At 60.6% G+C, this 16,461-nt stretch carries 14 protein-coding genes and 1 tRNA gene; 6 read left to right on the forward strand and 9 right to left on the reverse strand.

The window, feature by feature from the left end; all coding sequences use genetic code 11:
- Positions 1-8: 8 nt before the first annotated feature.
- Positions 9-731, reverse strand: a complete 723-nt coding sequence (hisA, locus tag RXV86_RS02740) for a 1-(5-phosphoribosyl)-5-[(5-phosphoribosylamino)methylideneamino]imidazole-4-carboxamide isomerase (protein ID WP_316297270.1) — start codon at positions 729-731, stop codon at positions 9-11.
- Between the two features lie 135 nt (positions 732-866).
- On the opposite strand from hisA, the gene RXV86_RS02745 reads away from it, so the two are divergent.
- Together RXV86_RS02745 and RXV86_RS02750 are read left to right on the forward strand one after the other, a co-directional pair.
- Positions 867-1,253 (forward strand): DUF2147 domain-containing protein, encoded by a 387-nt coding sequence (locus RXV86_RS02745; protein ID WP_316297272.1) that lies wholly within the window; start codon positions 867-869, stop codon positions 1,251-1,253.
- A gap of 146 nt (positions 1,254-1,399) precedes the next feature.
- Entirely contained in the window at positions 1,400-1,780 is a 381-nt protein-coding gene (locus tag RXV86_RS02750; RefSeq protein WP_316297274.1) for a DUF2147 domain-containing protein, read from the forward strand.
- Here RXV86_RS02750 and hisH read toward each other — a convergent pair whose 3' ends face one another.
- A complete protein-coding gene (gene hisH, locus RXV86_RS02755; RefSeq protein WP_316297276.1) occupies positions 1,781-2,419 on the reverse strand; it encodes an imidazole glycerol phosphate synthase subunit HisH in 639 nt (212 codons plus the stop codon).
- Between the two features lie 5 nt (positions 2,420-2,424).
- Positions 2,425-3,012: an imidazoleglycerol-phosphate dehydratase HisB gene (gene hisB / locus RXV86_RS02760; protein ID WP_316297278.1), complete on the reverse strand. Its 588-nt coding sequence runs from the start codon at positions 3,010-3,012 to the stop codon at positions 2,425-2,427.
- Positions 3,013-3,274: 262 nt separating this feature from the next.
- Here hisB and RXV86_RS02765 point away from each other — a divergent pair, with 262 nt between their 5' ends.
- Together RXV86_RS02765 and RXV86_RS02770 are read left to right on the forward strand one after the other, a co-directional pair.
- Positions 3,275-5,086 carry a hypothetical protein gene (locus RXV86_RS02765; RefSeq protein ID WP_316297280.1) on the forward strand — a complete coding sequence of 604 codons (1,812 nt, stop codon included), beginning with the start codon at positions 3,275-3,277 and terminating at the stop codon, positions 5,084-5,086.
- A gap of 70 nt (positions 5,087-5,156) precedes the next feature.
- A complete protein-coding gene (locus RXV86_RS02770) occupies positions 5,157-5,396 on the forward strand; it encodes an Lrp/AsnC ligand binding domain-containing protein (RefSeq protein WP_316297282.1) in 240 nt (79 codons plus the stop codon).
- 97 nt (positions 5,397-5,493) lie between these two features.
- Here RXV86_RS02770 and RXV86_RS02775 read toward each other — a convergent pair whose 3' ends face one another.
- The 5 genes from RXV86_RS02775 to RXV86_RS02795 form a co-directional block, all read right to left on the reverse strand.
- The gene (locus RXV86_RS02775; RefSeq protein WP_316297284.1) at positions 5,494-6,378 is read right to left on the reverse strand and encodes a metallophosphoesterase; all 885 of its coding nucleotides are present in this window, start codon (positions 6,376-6,378) and stop codon (positions 5,494-5,496) included.
- Positions 6,379-6,546: 168 nt separating this feature from the next.
- Positions 6,547-6,621: transfer RNA gene (locus RXV86_RS02780), tRNA-Gly, on the reverse strand.
- Positions 6,622-6,741: 120 nt separating this feature from the next.
- The gene (locus tag RXV86_RS02785) at positions 6,742-7,131 is read right to left on the reverse strand and encodes an MAPEG family protein (protein ID WP_316297286.1); all 390 of its coding nucleotides are present in this window, start codon (positions 7,129-7,131) and stop codon (positions 6,742-6,744) included.
- Positions 7,132-7,211: 80 nt separating this feature from the next.
- Entirely contained in the window at positions 7,212-10,652 is a 3,441-nt protein-coding gene (gene pyc, locus RXV86_RS02790; protein WP_316297287.1) for a pyruvate carboxylase, read from the reverse strand.
- 250 nt (positions 10,653-10,902) lie between these two features.
- Entirely contained in the window at positions 10,903-12,057 is a 1,155-nt protein-coding gene (locus tag RXV86_RS02795; RefSeq protein ID WP_316297289.1) for an alpha-hydroxy acid oxidase, read from the reverse strand.
- A 104-nt stretch (positions 12,058-12,161) separates the two neighbouring features.
- Between RXV86_RS02795 and RXV86_RS02800 the strand changes: the two genes are divergently transcribed.
- The gene (locus RXV86_RS02800) at positions 12,162-14,507 is read left to right on the forward strand and encodes a UvrD-helicase domain-containing protein (protein ID WP_316297290.1); all 2,346 of its coding nucleotides are present in this window, start codon (positions 12,162-12,164) and stop codon (positions 14,505-14,507) included.
- A gap of 358 nt (positions 14,508-14,865) precedes the next feature.
- On the opposite strand, the gene RXV86_RS02805 is transcribed toward RXV86_RS02800, so the two are convergent.
- On the reverse strand, positions 14,866-15,252 hold the full coding sequence (locus RXV86_RS02805; protein ID WP_316297291.1) for a DUF1127 domain-containing protein: 387 nt from the start codon (positions 15,250-15,252) through the stop codon (positions 14,866-14,868).
- Positions 15,253-15,354: 102 nt separating this feature from the next.
- Between RXV86_RS02805 and RXV86_RS02810 the strand changes: the two genes are divergently transcribed.
- Entirely contained in the window at positions 15,355-16,434 is a 1,080-nt protein-coding gene (locus RXV86_RS02810; RefSeq protein ID WP_316297293.1) for an Mrp/NBP35 family ATP-binding protein, read from the forward strand.
- The last annotated feature ends 27 nt before the right edge of the window (positions 16,435-16,461 follow it).

A 16,461-nucleotide genomic window follows, 5' to 3' on the forward strand; every position in this document is an offset into this window, starting at 1 on the left:
TCGTTCAATCAGTTACGCAGCGCATTTAGCGCCTCTTGCAGGTCAAGCGCCCCGTCGTAGAGCGCGCGCCCCGAGATGGCACCGTTGAGGGGCGCATCGCAGTCGCGCAGGGCGATGATGTCATACAGCGAACTGACACCGCCCGAGGCGATGACCGGGATCGAGACGGCATTGGCAAGCGCGGCGGTGGCGTCGACATTCGGGCCCTGCATGGCGCCATCACGCATGATGTCGGTATAGATGATCGCGGCAACGCCTGCGTCCTCGAAGCTGCGGGCGAGGTCGGTGGCATCGACGTCGGTTTCCTCGGCCCAGCCCTTGGTAGCAACTTTCCCGTGACGCGCATCGATGCCGACGGCGACTTTGCCGGGGAATTCGCGCGCAGCTTCGCGCACGAGGTCGGGGTTTTCGACAGCCACGGTGCCGAGGATAACACGGGCTAACCCCTTGTCGATCCAGCGCTCGATGGTGGCCATGTCGCGAATGCCGCCACCAAGCTGGGCAGGGACCTTGGTTTGTTCAAGGATCGCTTCGACCGGGGCGGCATTGACCGGCTCACCCGCAAAGGCGCCGTTCAGGTCGACAAGGTGCAACCATTCGCAGCCCGCATTGACAAACTCCAGCGCCTGGGCGGCAGGGTTTTCGTTGAACACGGTTTCGCGCTCCATTTCACCATGCACAAGGCGCACGGCACGGCCATCCTTGAGGTCGATCGCGGGGTAGAGGATCATGGGGTAAGCCCTTCGGTCAATGTTGCGCGCCCTTTGGCACGGGTTCGCCCGGAATGCAATGTGACCTCAAGTCAGGCTTGATCGAAAACTGAGGTTAGGTGAGGATCGTTGGGACAATCAGGGAGGACTAGTGAGATGAAAAAGGTTCTGGCTCTTGGAGCGGCGCTTTGCATGAGCGCAGGTGTGGCTATGGCCGACCCTGCGGTGGGCACCTGGAAAACTGAGGTCGATGATGGGTCCTATGCTCATATCAACATGACCAAATGCGGCTCGAATGTTTGCGGGACCATCGCGCGAACATTCAATTCGGGTGGCGAATACAATTCGCCTAACAAGGGCAAGCAGTTGGTGCGCTCAATGAAGCCCAATGGCGATGGCAGCTACAACGGCAAGGTGTGGCGCCCGTCGAATGACAAGATTTACATCGGCAAAATGACGGTCAGCGGCAACAAGCTGAAGCTGAAGGGCTGTGTCGCGGGCGGGCTGCTGTGTTCCAGTCAGACCTGGAAGCGGGTCAACTGAGCCACCGGCAACTGTTCGCCGAGCCTGTCGAGATGCAGGCCCGCGAGTTGAAACACGCGTAGGATGCCTTACATTTAAGTGTGTCCGGGCATAAGGCCCAGGCGCGCGCTTCCCGTTTAGGGAGCAACGAGCGGAGGGTGTCGAAAATGCGGCTTCTGCTGGTATTTCTTTTAACGGTGTTCGCGGTTCCTGCCGTTGCAGACAAAGCAACGGGTGTGTGGCTGACCGGGCCGGACGGCAAGGGTCAGGTGGGGCATGTCCGTCTTGCCCCCTGCGGTCAAGCTTTATGCGGCAAGGTTCTGAGCGCCTATGACCGAAACGGAAAAGCGGTGCGCACCCGCAATGTCGGCAAACGCGTGATCTGGGGGCTGCAGCCCGTCGGTGGCGGCGAATACTCCGGATTGATGTATGTCAGCGCGGTGGGCAAAAACGTCAAAGGCACATTTCGTGTGTCCGGCCGATCAATGACCGTGCGCGGCTGTCTGGGCGTGATCTGTCAAAGCCAAGTCTGGACAAAACTCGATTAATCAGGGCCGCCAGTTCAGGAAGTTGGCGATCATCCGCAATCCGGTGGCTGCGCTTTTTTCCGGGTGGAACTGGGTTCCGACCATGTTGTCGCGTCCGACGATGGCAGTGATTGCCCCACCGTAGTCCGCATGCGCCAAGAGGTGCGCCGAGTCCGCGACGCGGAAATGGTAGGAATGTACGAAATAGGCGTGGTTGCCCGTCTCGATCCCGTCAAAGACCGGGTGGGCGTGGTCGAGGACCAGATCGTTCCAACCCATATGTGGGACTTTCAGCGATGCGTCCGACGGGGTGATATGCACCACCTCGCCACCAATCCAATCAAAACCGGGGGTTTCGGTATATTCCAACCCACGGGTCGCCATCATCTGCATGCCGATGCAGATGCCCATGAAGGGTTTTGCCTGTTTGATCACGGACTCTTCTATCGCCTCGAACACGCCGCGATGATCAAACAAGGCCGCACGACAGGCCGGGAAGGCACCATCGCCGGGCAGGACGACACGCTCGGCGGCGCGGATCACGTCAGGGTCAGATGTAACGATAACGTCGCCCGCGCCGGTTTCACGCGCCATGCGCTGGAATGCCTTTTCGGCCGAGTGCAGGTTGCCGCTCTCGTAATCTACAATTGCCGTGACCATGGGCGTTACAGCGCCCCCTTGGTCGAGGGGATCGAATCGGCCTTGCGCGGATCGGTTTCCAGCGCGTCGCGCAGGGCGCGGGCGACGGCCTTGAAGGCTGCCTCAGCGATGTGGTGCGAGTTGAAACCGTGCAGTTGGTCGACATGCAGCGTGATGCCGCCATGAGTGCTGAACGCCTGGAAGAATTCGCGCACCAGTTCGGTGTCGAACGTGCCGATTTTTGGCGTGGGGAGATCCACGTTCCAGATCAGGTAGGGGCGGCCCGACAGGTCGAGCGCGGCGCGCACCTGGGCGTCATCCATCGGCAGGTGGCAAGAGCCGTAGCGCACGATGCCTTTCTTGTCGCCCATTGCCTGGGTCAGGGCCTGGCCGATGGCGATGCCCACATCCTCGACCGTGTGGTGATCGTCGATATGCAGGTCGCCCAAGCAGCGCACCGTCATGTCGATCAGAGAATGGCGCGCCAGCTGGTCCAGCATGTGATCGAAAAACCCGACACCGGTTTCATTGTCATAGGCTCCGGTTCCGTCGAGATTGATCTCGACGCTGATGTCGGTTTCCGCGGTCCTGCGGGTCACTTTTGCGCTGCGCATGGGGCACCTCTTTGGCCGTGTTGCGCGCACCTTATAGGGCGGGTGTGTCGAGGTTCCAAGCGGGCAGGGCAGGGTGGGGCGAAATGCGCCCGTCAGCGTGACATTTTGAATTGCCGCGATTCGGGCGTAGGCTGTGCGAATTACACTTTTTTGGGGAATTTCGAACATGGGTTTGAGGGTGACGCATTTGGGTGGATTGGGCGTTGTTTTGTTGACGCTGATAGGGTGCACGAAGCCGGAAGGGCCGTTCCGCAAAGCGTTCATGAGCGAGGAGATTTGCGCCAAGCCACACGATCTGGGTGCAAGCAACCGTGAGATCACGAAGCCCGAACACCATCACCGCTGCCCGTTGCAGAATCACCTGCTGCCGGGTGCAAGTGAGGCCCGCAAGTCGCGTGCGGAGTTTGAGCGAGCCACCGCCGAGGCGCTGGCCGAGGCCGAGGTCACGGGAGAGGCGTCCAAGGTGGTTTCGGTCAAAATGGCGATGCCGGACGAAAACTGGCCCGCCCTGGCCGAGGTTAACGGTGCAGACCTGAAGCGCGGCGATGAATACGACCTGGCCTTTGTCGAGTTGAACGACGAGGGCGTACAGTACCTAGACCGGCAGATGGACGCGCTGGTGGCGCATCTGCGGCGGCAGGACCGGGCGGGGGTGCAGAATTACGTGGTGGCCTTCGTCCATGGCTGGCGCCACAACGCGCAGCTGCGCGACGGGGACGTGGTCAAGTTCCGCAGATTGCTGGCCTATTCACGCGCCGCGCTGAACACACGCTGCATCGTCGAAGGGACATACTGCAACGCCGCCGTGACCGGAGTGTTCATCGGCTGGAACGGTCAGTTGGTGAAGGAAGGCGATAGTGATCTCAAACCTGATCAGGGCGCGCCGACGGGGATCGCAGGTCTGTTGCCGGCGCTGACCTTCTGGAACCGTTGGGATGTGAGCTGCCGACTTGGGGATGGGCGCCGAAGCTGCCAGGTGCCGCCCGCCGGTGATGTGGCTTCGCCGCTCAGGGGCGTTCTAGACAAGATCAAGACACCGCTGCGGTTACGTCAGGGGGATACGAAGGCTGACAAGCTCCTGATTTTCGGCCATTCCATGGGTGGCAACATGTTGGCCACCATGTTGAAAGAAGAGGCCATCCAACGGGTCAGAAATCATCCGCGCGGGGGGCGTTTGAAGCCGCTGGTTGGGGATTTGGTGGTGCTGCTCAATCCGGCGGCTGAGGCCACCAATTGGGTTGAGATTCAACAGGCCGAGCGCGCCCGAGTAGGGTTCAAAGAAAATGAAAATCGCCTGACCTGCTGGAACCCTGAAACTCAAACTTCTGACTGCAGCCCGGAGGAACACAGAAAGCTGGCCGAATGGTACCGGCTATACCCGGTCGATCAGCGTCCGGTGATGGTGTCACTGACCTCGGCGGCAAACTGGGGGACTTTGCGGGTCAAGAACCGGGCGGTGGAACATGACACGGCGACGGGGCGGATCTTTCCCTTTGCCCGCAAGGTCGAAGGCCAGAGCAAACGCGAAGTGGTGACAGCGATCGGGCATCTGACACCCAACTATGCCTCTCGCACGGCGCTTTTCCCCGATGCAATTGCCGCGGGAACCTCGCATGAAGTCGCCGTTCTGGAGGGCGCTGTCGGATCAAGGGCACGCTACCGCTCACGTTATCCCAATGCAGCAATTCCCGAGGCCTCGTGGTGCGCGCCTGCTCATGGCTGGTTGCGCGGCACCCGCGAGGATTGGGACAATGGCGGCACGGTGGCGAACTGGGACACGGGCTATCGTGCGGATGGGTCGCGAATCAGGAACGCGCCCAATATCGGCGGGCCGGCCAACAAGGCGCGTATTCAGTGGCGTCAATCGATGAATCTGCGCGGTAACGTAGGGGCGCTCAGCGTTTCACCGGGCACCAGCCCGTTCTGGAATGTGCGGGCGCTGGATACAGCGATCCGCAACCATGCGGCCTGGGCCAATTACCCGGTCTGGTGCGCGCTCAACCAGATGGTTTTGGATGATGTGACGGCCAAGGTCGCAGCGCCTGTTGAGAACCCTGCGTCCGAGCAGGAGTAGGCGGCATGGTATCTTGTGCCCGGCGCATTGACATGCAAGTTTGCAGTCACGTTCAAGAAGGGACTCTGACATGACCACTTGTGTCTTCGTGCAACTGCGCTGCAAACCCGGCACCACTTACAAGGTGGCCGAGGACATCGTGCTGCGCGAGATCCATTCCGAGCTGTTTTCGACCAGCGGCGAATACGACCTTCTGATGAAGCTTTACATTCCGAAGGATGCGGATGTGGGCAAGTTCATCAATGAAAAGCTGCTGACGATTGACGGGATCGAACGGTCACTGACAACGCTGACGTTCAACGCATTTTGATAGCGGCACGATTTGAGGCTGCCGTGCGACAATAGAACCAACTTGCTGATCGAAAACGCAACCCGGCGCGTGCCGCCTTATCACCGGACTTACAGTCTTACCCGCGGTTTTTGAGCTGGGGTGCCGGGCCAAGATCGGTCTGGCCCGCAGGCTTCGCGGCCACAGGTTGGGGAACGGGTTGTGCCGGCAGAGCCTCGCCCGGCGCCGGAGCCGGTGTAACCCGCGCCTGACCCATGTTGTGAGGTTGGTCGCGGTTAGGCAGCACCGCTTTACGGCCCTCGTCAGTCAGCAGGAACACCTGGCCATCCTCGATCACCACGGTACTGAGGTCATGGCCGAAGGCGGAACCAGTGTCGATGTCGACCCGGTTACCGTAGTGGCTGACCGAGTAGACCGGGGTGTGGCCGTGAATGATCAGGGCGCCGTGGTCCAGGTGTGATTGGTGGAACTCGTCTCGAATCCAGATCAGATCATCCTCGACCTGCTCTTGAAGCGGTACTCCGGGTTTCACGCCTGCGTGGCAAAAAAAGAGCCCTTCCATCCGATAGAAGGGCAGGAGGTCTTCCAGGTATTCGACATGTTCCTGTGGGACGGCGGTCCGGGCGGCGCGGTGCATGGCATCGGCTGGCAGAGTGGTGTCGACGCCGTAACTTTCCAATGCAGTTAAACCGCCGATGCGCGGGTGCAGCCATTCCAGATCGGTGCGCAGGCGATGGTCGCGCGCGGACGGGGTCTGCAGGTAGAGGGCCATCATCCGGTCATGGTTGCCCTTGAGCACGATCCAGGGCTGGCCTTCGGCCTGTCCCTGCATCAGGAGCTCGATCACCTTGCGGCTGTTGGCGCCACGATCGACCAGGTCGCCAAGGTGGATCACTAGGGCTGCGTCATCGCCGGTCTCGACACGGTCCTGCTCGATCAGCATATGGGCGTGCTGCAGCTTGCGAAGCTGGCCGTGAATGTCGCCGATGGCATAGGCGCGCATGGAGTGGGATCCTTGGCGTTGGGCGGGTCGTTAACAGGTAAATAGTTGCAGCAGTAACTTAGCCGCTGGAGGCGGAAATGAAAAGTGTTGTGCGCGCATGGCGGCCATGTGAAGAGCTGGAAAAGAGAAAGGCCACCCGAAGGTGGCCATCTCTACCGAGTTGGTAATTGGAGCGGGCGAGGCGATTCGAACGCCCGACCCTAACCTTGGCAAGGTTATGCTCTACCCCTGAGCTACGCCCGCTTCCTTGGGTAGCGCGGAGATATGAAATCTGGCCGGGGGCTGCAAGAGGAAAAATGCACCCTTGGCCAAATTTATTTTTCGTCAGCGCGTATTTCCTTGATCTGGCTTGGCAATCGACGATCAGATCATGGCGTGCGCGATGTTGGCCAGTGCCGCGACGATCAGCATCAAAAACGTCAGCACCATGCCCAATTGCCGGATCGATACGATCTGGGGTGAACGGCCAAAGCCATAGGCATGCATCAGACGCCCGATCAGCAGAGCGCTGCCGAGCAAATGAATGGTCCAGCCTGGCGCACCCTGTAATTCCGCGAGAGCCAGAAGGATCACCCCCATGGGCGCGTACTCGGCGCAGTTGGCCTGCGCCCTCATTGCCTTGATCACGCCTTTGTCACCGCCATCTCCGACGGAAACTTTAGCCTCCAGCCGGGCTCGGATCACTCTCCAACTGAGCGCGACCAGGAGAAGAGCCAGAAGCCCGGCATAGAGCGGGGTGACGGTGAGAGACATCGGGGATCCTCCTGAAATGAAACACCCGGCCAGCTTGGCGGCGGACCGGGTGTTTGAAAAGCGCGACGTTGCGGGTGGCGTTATTCCAATTCCACCAACAAGTCTTTTGCGTCGATTTGGCCGCCGGCGTGGACGTGGACGGCTTTGACGGTTGCGTTGCGTTCGGCGTGGATGCCGGTTTCCATTTTCATCGCTTCGATGGTGAGCAGGAGGTCGCCCTCGTGGACCTGTTGGCCGGCGGTGACGGCAACGGAGGCGACAACGCCGGGCATCGGTGCGCCGATATGGTTGGCGTTGCCATCCTCGGCCTTGGGCCGCTGGGCGGTTTGCGACTTGACCAGGCGGTTGGGCACGCGGATCACGCGGGGCTGGCCGTTGAGTTCGAAGAAGACTTTGACCTCGCCATCCTCGTTGGTTTCACCGATCGCCTGCAGGCGGATTTCAAGGGTTTTGCCCGGATCGATCTCGGCGCTGATCTCTTCGCCGGGCTCCATCCCATAGAAGAAGCTGCGGGTCGGCAGGGTGCGGACCGGGCCATAGAGCCGATGGCGGCCCATGTAATCAAGGAAGACCTTGGGATACATCAAATAGCCGTTGAGGTCCTCGTCATCGACCTTGAAGCCTTCCAGCTCGGCGCTGAGCTTGGTGCGCTCCGCTTCCAGGTCGACCGGCTCAAGGTGTTTGCCCGGGCGTTCGGTGTTGGGTTTCTCGTCCTTCAGGACTTTCGAAACAATGGTTTCGGGGAAACCGCCCGGGGGCTGACCGAGATTGCCGCGCATCATGTCGACGACCGAGTCGGGGAAGGCGACCTCGGTTTCGGGGTCTTCGACATCATCGCGGGTCAGGTTCTGGGAGACCATCATCAACGCCATGTCGCCCACCACCTTGGAGGATGGCGTCACTTTGACGATGTCCCCGAACATCCGGTTCACGTCGGCATAGGTCTGGGCGACCTCGTGCCAGCGTTCTTCCAGGCCAAGGCTGCGCGCCTGCGCCTTGAGGTTGGTAAACTGTCCGCCAGGCATTTCGTGCAGGTAAACCTCAGAGGCGGGGGCCTGAAGGCCGGATTCGAACGCCGCATACTGGGCGCGCACCCCTTCCCAATAGTTCGACAGCTCGCGGATTGCTGTGATGTCGAGCCCTGTGTCCCGTTCGGTATTGGCCAGACCCTCGACGATTGAGCCGAGGCAGGCCTGTGATGTGCCGCCCGAGAAGGCGTCCATGGCGGCATCGGCGGCATCGACACCGGCATCGGCGGCGGCGAGAATGGTGGCCCCGGCAATGCCGGACGTGTCATGGGTGTGGAAGTGAATCGGCAGTCCGACCTCTTCCTTCAGCGCCTTGATCAGCACCCGCGCGGCGGCGGGTTTCAGAAGGCCCGCCATGTCTTTCAGCCCCAGAACATGGGCGCCGGCGGCCTCAAGCTCCTTGGCCATGCCAACATAGTATTTCAGGTCGTACTTGGCCCTGTCGGGGTTGAGGATATCACCGGTGTAACAGATCGCCGCTTCGCAGATCTTGCCATTCTCGACAACAGAATCCATGGCGACGCGCATGTTCTCGACCCAGTTGAGGCTGTCGAAGACCCGGAACACGTCGATGCCGGTCACGGCGGCTTGGCGGACGAACTCCTGCACCACGTTGTCGGGATAGTTGGTGTAGCCCACACCGTTGCTGGCACGCAGCAGCATCTGGGTCAGCAGGTTTGGCACCCGTTCGCGCAGGTCGCGCAGGCGCTGCCACGGGCATTCCTGCAGGAAGCGATAGGCCACGTCGAAGGTGGCGCCGCCCCAGCATTCAACAGAGAACAGTTGCGGCAGGTTGGCGGCATAGGTCGGCGCGACCTTGATCATGTCATGGGACCGCATCCGGGTGGCCAGCAGAGACTGATGCCCGTCGCGCATGGTGGTGTCGGTCATCAGCAGTTGTTTTTGCGCCTTCATCCACTCGGCAACGGCCTGCGGGCCCTGTTCGTCGAGGATCTGCTTGGTGCCGGGTGCGGGATCGGCCCGGTTTGCGGGCGGCTTGGGCGCCTTGAGGTCGGCGGGTGGCGTCGGGCGATCCTGGGTCTCGGGGTGCCCGTTGACGCTGATATCGGCGATATAGGTCAAAACCTTGGTGCCCCGGTCGCGACGCTTCTTGAAGCGGAACAGTTCGGGCGTCTCATCAATGAAGGTGGTGGTGTATTCATTGCCCAGGAATGTGGGGTGCTTCAGCAGGTTCTCGACAAAGGCGATGTTGGTGCTGACGCCCCGGATGCGGAACTCGCGCAGGGCGCGGTCCATGCGGGAAATAGCAGTCTCAGGGGTCTGCGCCCAGGCCGTGATCTTGGTCAGTAGGCTGTCGTAATAGCGCGTGATCACCCCGCCGGAATAGGCGGTGCCGCCGTCAAGGCGGATGCCCATGCCGGTGGCGCTGCGATACGCCGTGATGCGGCCGTAATCGGGGATGAAGTTGTTTTGCGGATCTTCGGTGGTGACCCGGCATTGCAAAGCGTGACCGTTGAGGCGCACATGATCCTGATCGGATTTGCCAGTAGCCTCGGCGATGGTTTTGCCTTCTGCGATCAGGATTTGCGCCCGGACGATGTCGATGCCAGTGACTTCTTCGGTGACGGTATGTTCAACCTGCACGCGCGGGTTCACTTCGATGAAGTAGAACTGGCCCGATTCCATATCCATCAGAAACTCGACCGTGCCGGCGCATTCATAGTTTGCGTGTTTGCAGATCTTGTAGCCAAGCTCGCAGATCTCCTTGCGCTGCAACTCGCTGAGATACGGGGCGGGCGCGCGTTCCACGACCTTTTGGTTGCGGCGCTGAACCGAGCAGTCGCGCTCGTAAAGGTGATACATGCCGCCATGCTTGTCACCGAGGATCTGAACCTCGACATGGCGGGCGCGGGTGATCATTTTCTCAAGATAGCCCTCGCCGTTGCCAAAGGCGGCCTCGGCCTCGCGGCGGCCTTCCAGGACCTTTTCCTCGACCTCGTCTTCGCCATGGATCGGGCGCATGCCGCGCCCGCCGCCGCCCCAGGAGGCCTTGAGCATAAGCGGATAGCCAATCTCAGCCGCTTCCTGGCGGATCGCATCCATGTCATCGCCCAGCACCTCTGTCGCCGGGATCACCGGGACGCCGGCCTCGATGGCGACACGCCGGGCGCTGGCCTTATCACCGAGCGCCCGCATGGTCTCGGCCTTCGGCCCGATGAAGGTGATGCCGTTGGCCGCACAGGCATCGACGAAATCGGGGTTTTCCGACAAAAGGCCATAGCCCGGATGGATCGCATCTGCGCCGCATTCGCGGGCGACGCGGATGATCTCGTCAATGCTCAGATAAGCCGCCACCGGCCCTAGACCTTCGCCGATGCGATAGGCTTCGTCAGCCTTGAACCGGTGCAGGCTCAGCTTGTCCTCCTCGGCAAAGACCGCCACCGTGCGCTTGCCCATCTCGTTGGCAGCGCGCATCACGCGGATCGCGATCTCGCCTCGGTTGGCAATAAGGATTTTCTGAAACTCTGGCATTGGCAATGGCCCTCCGGGTCTGTCAGCTCAGGCATGGATATGCGGTGTGCTAACGTGCGGAATGGAGGGCTTGCAAGGGATGCAATCGCTACCATGCAATATTTCTGTAACATTTCGTTCGCGGTTGGGTCCGCCCGACATTTTGTTGCGCAGGGAGGGGTGGGGACGAAAAAATGCTTTGCCGTGGATGATTGTCAGGCGGTGATCGCTCGGGTCGTGCGGTTCGAGAATCGTTTTGGCGGTCTGGTTGTCAGGTGGTGAAATGGTCCGGCAGAGGCAGCAGGCGCGGGGGCAAGTCACGCAAATGCTCGATCCCGATCTGGCCCAGGTTGGCTTGGAGGTCCTTTTCGAAAATGTCAGCCAGGTGGTCGGGGCCGGCGTCCCCAAGCGCGCCAAGGGCATAATGCCAGGCGCGGCCCATCATCACGAAATCGGCGCCCAAGGACAGCGCCCGCAGGATGTCGAGCCCGCCCTCGATACCGCTGTCAAAGATGATCGGCAGCGGCGTGGCCTTGCGCATGGCGGGCAGCATCTCGATTGTCGATGGCGCGGCATCGAATTGACGTCCGGCGTGGTTGGAAATCCAGAGGCCGTCGATGCCTTCGTTCTCCAGCCCATTGGCCTGTTCGGGGTCGAGAACGCCTTTGAGGACCAGCGGGCCATCCCACAGATCGCGCACCCGCCGGACATAGTCGAGATCGGGCGCGGTACGCAGCAGATAACCTATATGTTCAGTCGAGGGCAGGGATTTGCGGTTCTTGGCATAGGTTTCGATCATCCGCAGGCGCGGGCGGCCATTCCGGGCCGTGGCCAGCGCCCAGGCCGGGCATTGTGCGACTTGCCACAGGATACGCGGTGTTAGGCTGGGCGGCTGTGTCAGGCCGGAGCGGGTTTGGCGTTCGCGGCGTGAAGCCACGGGGATGTCGACCGTCATGGCAAGACCGTAAAACCCTGCATTTTTTGCGCGCATCAGCATATCACGCAGGATTTCCGGGTCTTTGGGCGCGTAGAGCTGAAACCAGGCACTGTCATCCAACGCGGGCGCAACATGTTCAGGCGTCTGGGCCGCGACTGTGGACAATGTATAGGGAATGCCCACCCTTGTCGCGGTTTCCGCCAGTTTGCGTTCCGCATCCGGCCACATCAGGCCAGACATGCCCACAGGTGCGATTCCAAACGGTAGCTTGTAATCCCTGTCGAAAAGCTTAACGCCCAGATCGGGCATCATCGGGCCGCGCAGAACCGAAGGCATGAAGCGCACCTGATCCAGCATCTCGCGGTTGCGTCTGAGCGTGGCTTCACCCCCGGTACCGCTATCGAGGTATTCGAAGACGAAATGCGGAATGCGGCGGCGGGCGCGGGCCCTGAGATCGCTGAGGCCGGGGTATCTGGTGTGCAGGTCCATGCATCGTATTGATGGCGCAGGCGGGCGTTTTGTCCACAGGATTTAGCGGAACAAGGCGCGAACATCTCTTTATCTTGAGAGGATCAGGCGCTAGTTTGGTGCCCATGAGCAGTTTTGACGAATCCGAAGCCTTTGAAGGGGCCTCTCTTGCCGCGCGCGCGATGGCAGCGCGGGGGCATCCGTATTTGAACGAATTGAACCCTGCACAACGCGACGCAGTCGAGGCGTTGGACGGGCCAGTTTTGATGCTCGCCGGGGCGGGCACGGGCAAGACCAAGGCGCTGACCACGCGGATCGTGCATTTGCTGAACACCGGTAAGGCGCGGCCGAACGAAATCCTGGCGGTGACCTTCACCAACAAGGCCGCGCGCGAGATGAAGGAACGCGTGGGCCGAATGCTGGGGCAGGCGATCGAAGGCATGCCGTGGCTGGGCACATTCCATGCGATTTGTGTGAAACTGCTGCGCCGTCACGCCGAGCTGGTCGGGCTGAAATCGAACTTCACCATTCTGGATACGGACGATCAGCTTCGCCTGCTAAAGCAGCTGATTGCATTGGAAAATATCGACGACAAACGCTGGCCCGCGCGGATGCTGGCGGGGATCATCGACAATTGGAAAAACCGCGCGTGGACGCCGGAGAAGGTTCCGGCCAGTGAGGCGAGTGCCTATAACCAGCGTGGGGTCGAGATTTATGCACAGTACCAGGCGCGGTTGAAAGAGCTGAACGCTGTGGATTTTGGCGACCTGTTGTTGCATGTGGTTGAAATTTTCCGGGCACATCAAGATGTTCTGGAGCAATATCAGCGTTGGTTCCGCTATATCCTTGTCGACGAATACCAAGATACCAACGTCGCCCAATACCTGTGGCTGCGGCTGCTGGCCGGGGCGCATAAGAACATCTGCTGCGTCGGTGACGATGACCAGTCAATCTATGGCTGGCGCGGGGCCGAAGTGGGCAACATCCTGCGATTCGAAAAGGATTTCCCCGGCGCCAAGGTGGTGCGGCTGGAGCAGAATTACCGCTCGACTCCGCATATCCTGGGTGCGGCGGGGGGCGTGATCCGGGGCAATGAAAGCCGTCTGGGCAAGGAGCTGTGGACCGAGAAGGATGGCGGCGAGAAGGTCCGGCTGATCGGCCATTGGGATGGCGAGGAAGAGGCGCGTTGGATCGGCGATGAGTTGGAATCACTCCAGCGTGGAACGCGAGGGTTGGAGCCGAAGTCTCTGGAAGACATGGCAATTCTGGTGCGGGCTTCACACCAGATGCGGGCGTTTGAGGACAGGTTCCTGACCATTGGGTTGCCCTATCGGGTGATCGGCGGGCCGCGGTTTTACGAGCGGATGGAGATTCGTGATGCCATGGCCTATTTCCGGCTGGTGGTCTCGCCAGATGATGATCTGGCGTTCGAACGCATCGTCAATACGCCCAAGCGCGGGTTGGGTGATGTGGCGCAAAAGAAGATCCAATATGCTGCACGTAGCAACGGTGTGTCGCTTGTGGATGGGGCGAGAATCCTGCTCGATTCCAAGGGTTTGGGCGGTAAAGGTGCTGTTGAACTTGGCCGCTTGATCGAGGGGCTGGAGCGCTGGCGACGGATGGTGGGCAGCCCGGATAGGAGTCATGTGGAACTGGCCGAGATCATCCTTGATGAATCGGGCTACACCACCATGTGGCAGAACGACAAGACGCCGGAGGCGCCGGGGCGGCTGGAGAATCTCAAGGAACTGGTCAAGGCGCTGGAGGCGTTTGAAAACCTGCAGGGATTCCTCGAACATATCAGCCTGGTGATGGACAATGACCAGGCTGATGGGGATGAAAAGGTCTCGATCATGACCCTGCACGCGGCCAAGGGGCTGGAGTTTCCCGCCGTGTTTTTACCGGGTTGGGAAGATGGTTTGTTCCCCTCGCAGAGATCGATGGATGAAAGTGGAATCAAAGGCTTAGAAGAGGAACGTCGCCTGGCCTACGTGGGGATTACGCGGGCCGAGGAGCTGTGTACGATCAGCTTTGCGGGCAATCGGCGGCTCTATGGGCAGTGGCAGAGCGCGATGCCGTCACGCTTCATTGATGAATTGCCCGAGCAGCATGTTGAAGTGCTGACCCCGCCGGGGCTGTATGGCGGGGGGTATGGCGCGGCGAATCCGGTGGGCGGCGGGCTTGAGGCCCGTGTGGCCGAGGCCAATGTCTATAACTCCCCGGGCTGGAAGCGGATGCAGGACCGGATCAAGGACCGCCCCGTAAGCCAGCCAAAAGAAAGCAGAAATCAGGTCATCGATCTGGATGCGGTGTCCTCGCACGTGATGGGCGAACGGGTGTTCCACCAGAAGTTCGGCTATGGCGAAATCATCGGCATCGAGGGTGACAAGCTGGAGATCGCTTTCGACAAAGCCGGCACCAAGAAGGTGATCTCCAAGTTCGTCAGCGGCGCCGACGACATCCCGTTCTGAGCATTGGTTAACGGCACCGTACGGTCGGTGCCAAGGGGGCTGGACTCCGTCTGCTATCTGTCGGGTATCTGTCGGGCGTTTTTGCCTTCACCTGTTAACGACACCAAAGCTTAACGCGGCGCGCGTTGATCTCGGGTTTCCCAAAAAATGGGCGCTGGTGCTGTTGTGGGTCGGAAAAGAGAAAACGGCGGCGCCAGGGAGGAGGGCACCGCCGTTTCTTTTTTTGCACCGGAAACAGGGAGGAGGAAGTCCCGATGCAATTCAAATTTTGTGGCGGCGGAGCCTAGGGAGGAGGAACGGCTCCACCGCCAGAACACAGGACCCTCAAAGGGAGGAGGGAGGGACCTGATCCTTAATCTTATCCCCGCGAACCGTAGACCGACTCGTAGGCTGCGGCTTGCGCGCTTTGACCCGAGAAGCCCAGATCTGTGCGTTCGCGGTCGCTGAGGTTGGACAGTTCCGCAAGGGTGCGGCGGTACAACCGGTAACGGGCAAAACGCTCGGTCAGGGATTCGATGGCAGAGACAATCCCGGTTGCACCAACGGAGATGCGTTCCGCGACTGCCTGGTTTGTGCTCACATATGCCATGATGGCCATCCTTTTGCGTTTCGCTTCATTCGATGGGAGGAAGATAGGGTTATGCTGCAGGTGCGAAAACCCCCGTTTTGGAATTGCTGCTATGCAGCATTTGCATACGTAACCTTGCGGAAAGTTGATGGGAAACAAGCGTTTGAGGATTAACATGCGGCAAAGATGTGCAATTCGCGTGAAAGATGTGCAATTCACTTGAAATCCCCGGAAAAACCGACAGGTTCTGTCAGACTTTGAAAAAAGGGAATCCGACCGATGGGCACCACGCGCGAGACAATTCTTGAAGAGCTGAACCGAATCCAACTGCCTGAGGGCGGCACGCTGGTGTCCAAGGACATGATCAAGGCGCTGAATGTCGATGGCGACCAGGTGAGATTCGTCATCGAGGCCGCAACACCCGAGGATGCCAGCAAGATGGAAGCGATCCGCGAGGCGGCAGTCAAGATTGTTGGCGCGCTGGACGGGGTGTCCGGTGTCTCAGCGGTCCTGACGGCGCATGGACCGTCGCAGCAGCAGCAGGCCGCACCGCCGCCGAACCTGAAGGTTGGGCAGCACCCGCAGCCGCAGGAAGGGAAGATCCTGCCGCCGGGAGTGAAGAAGATCATCGCCGTGGGCTCTGGCAAAGGCGGGGTGGGCAAATCCACCGTGTCGGCCAACATTGCGGTGGCGCTGGCCAAGGCTGGCAAGAAGGTCGGGTTGTTGGACGCGGATATATATGGACCGAGCCAGCCGCGAATGATGGGCATTCATCAGCGCCCGCAGGGCGACCCGGAAGGCAAGCTACTGCCGCCTGAGGCCTATGGCATCAAGGTGATGTCGATCGGGCTTTTGCTGGAAGAGGGCCAGGCGGTTGTGTGGCGCGGGCCGATGCTGATCGGGACGTTGCAGCAGTTTCTGACGGATGTGAACTGGGGTGAGCTGGATGTTCTGGTGGTCGACCTGCCGCCGGGGACGGGGGATGTGCTGTTGACCCTGGGCCAGAAAAGCGAGCTTTCCGGCGTGGTGATGGTGAGCACGCCGCAGGATGTGGCGTTGATCGACGCGCGCAAGGGCATCGATATGCTCAACAAGATGGATATCCCGGTCATCGGGATGGTGGAGAACATGAGCGTCTATCATTGCCCCAAATGCGGCCATGAAGAGCATGTGTTTGGTCATGGCGGCGTGAAGGCCGAGGCCGAGAAGATCGGCGCACCCCTGCTGGCGCAACTGCCGATTGACCTGGAAACCCGCGTGGGCGGTGACGAGGGTCGCCCGGTGGCTGCGGGCGAGGGTGTGATGGCCGGGGCCTATGCGGCGTTGGCTGGCAAGTTGATCGCGGGCGGGGTCGTCTGAGATCAAGCCGGGGCCCGCGTCAGGGCT

The organism is Aliisedimentitalea sp. MJ-SS2, assembly GCF_032586155.1.
GTDB lineage: Bacteria > Pseudomonadota > Alphaproteobacteria > Rhodobacterales > Rhodobacteraceae > JAWHTC01.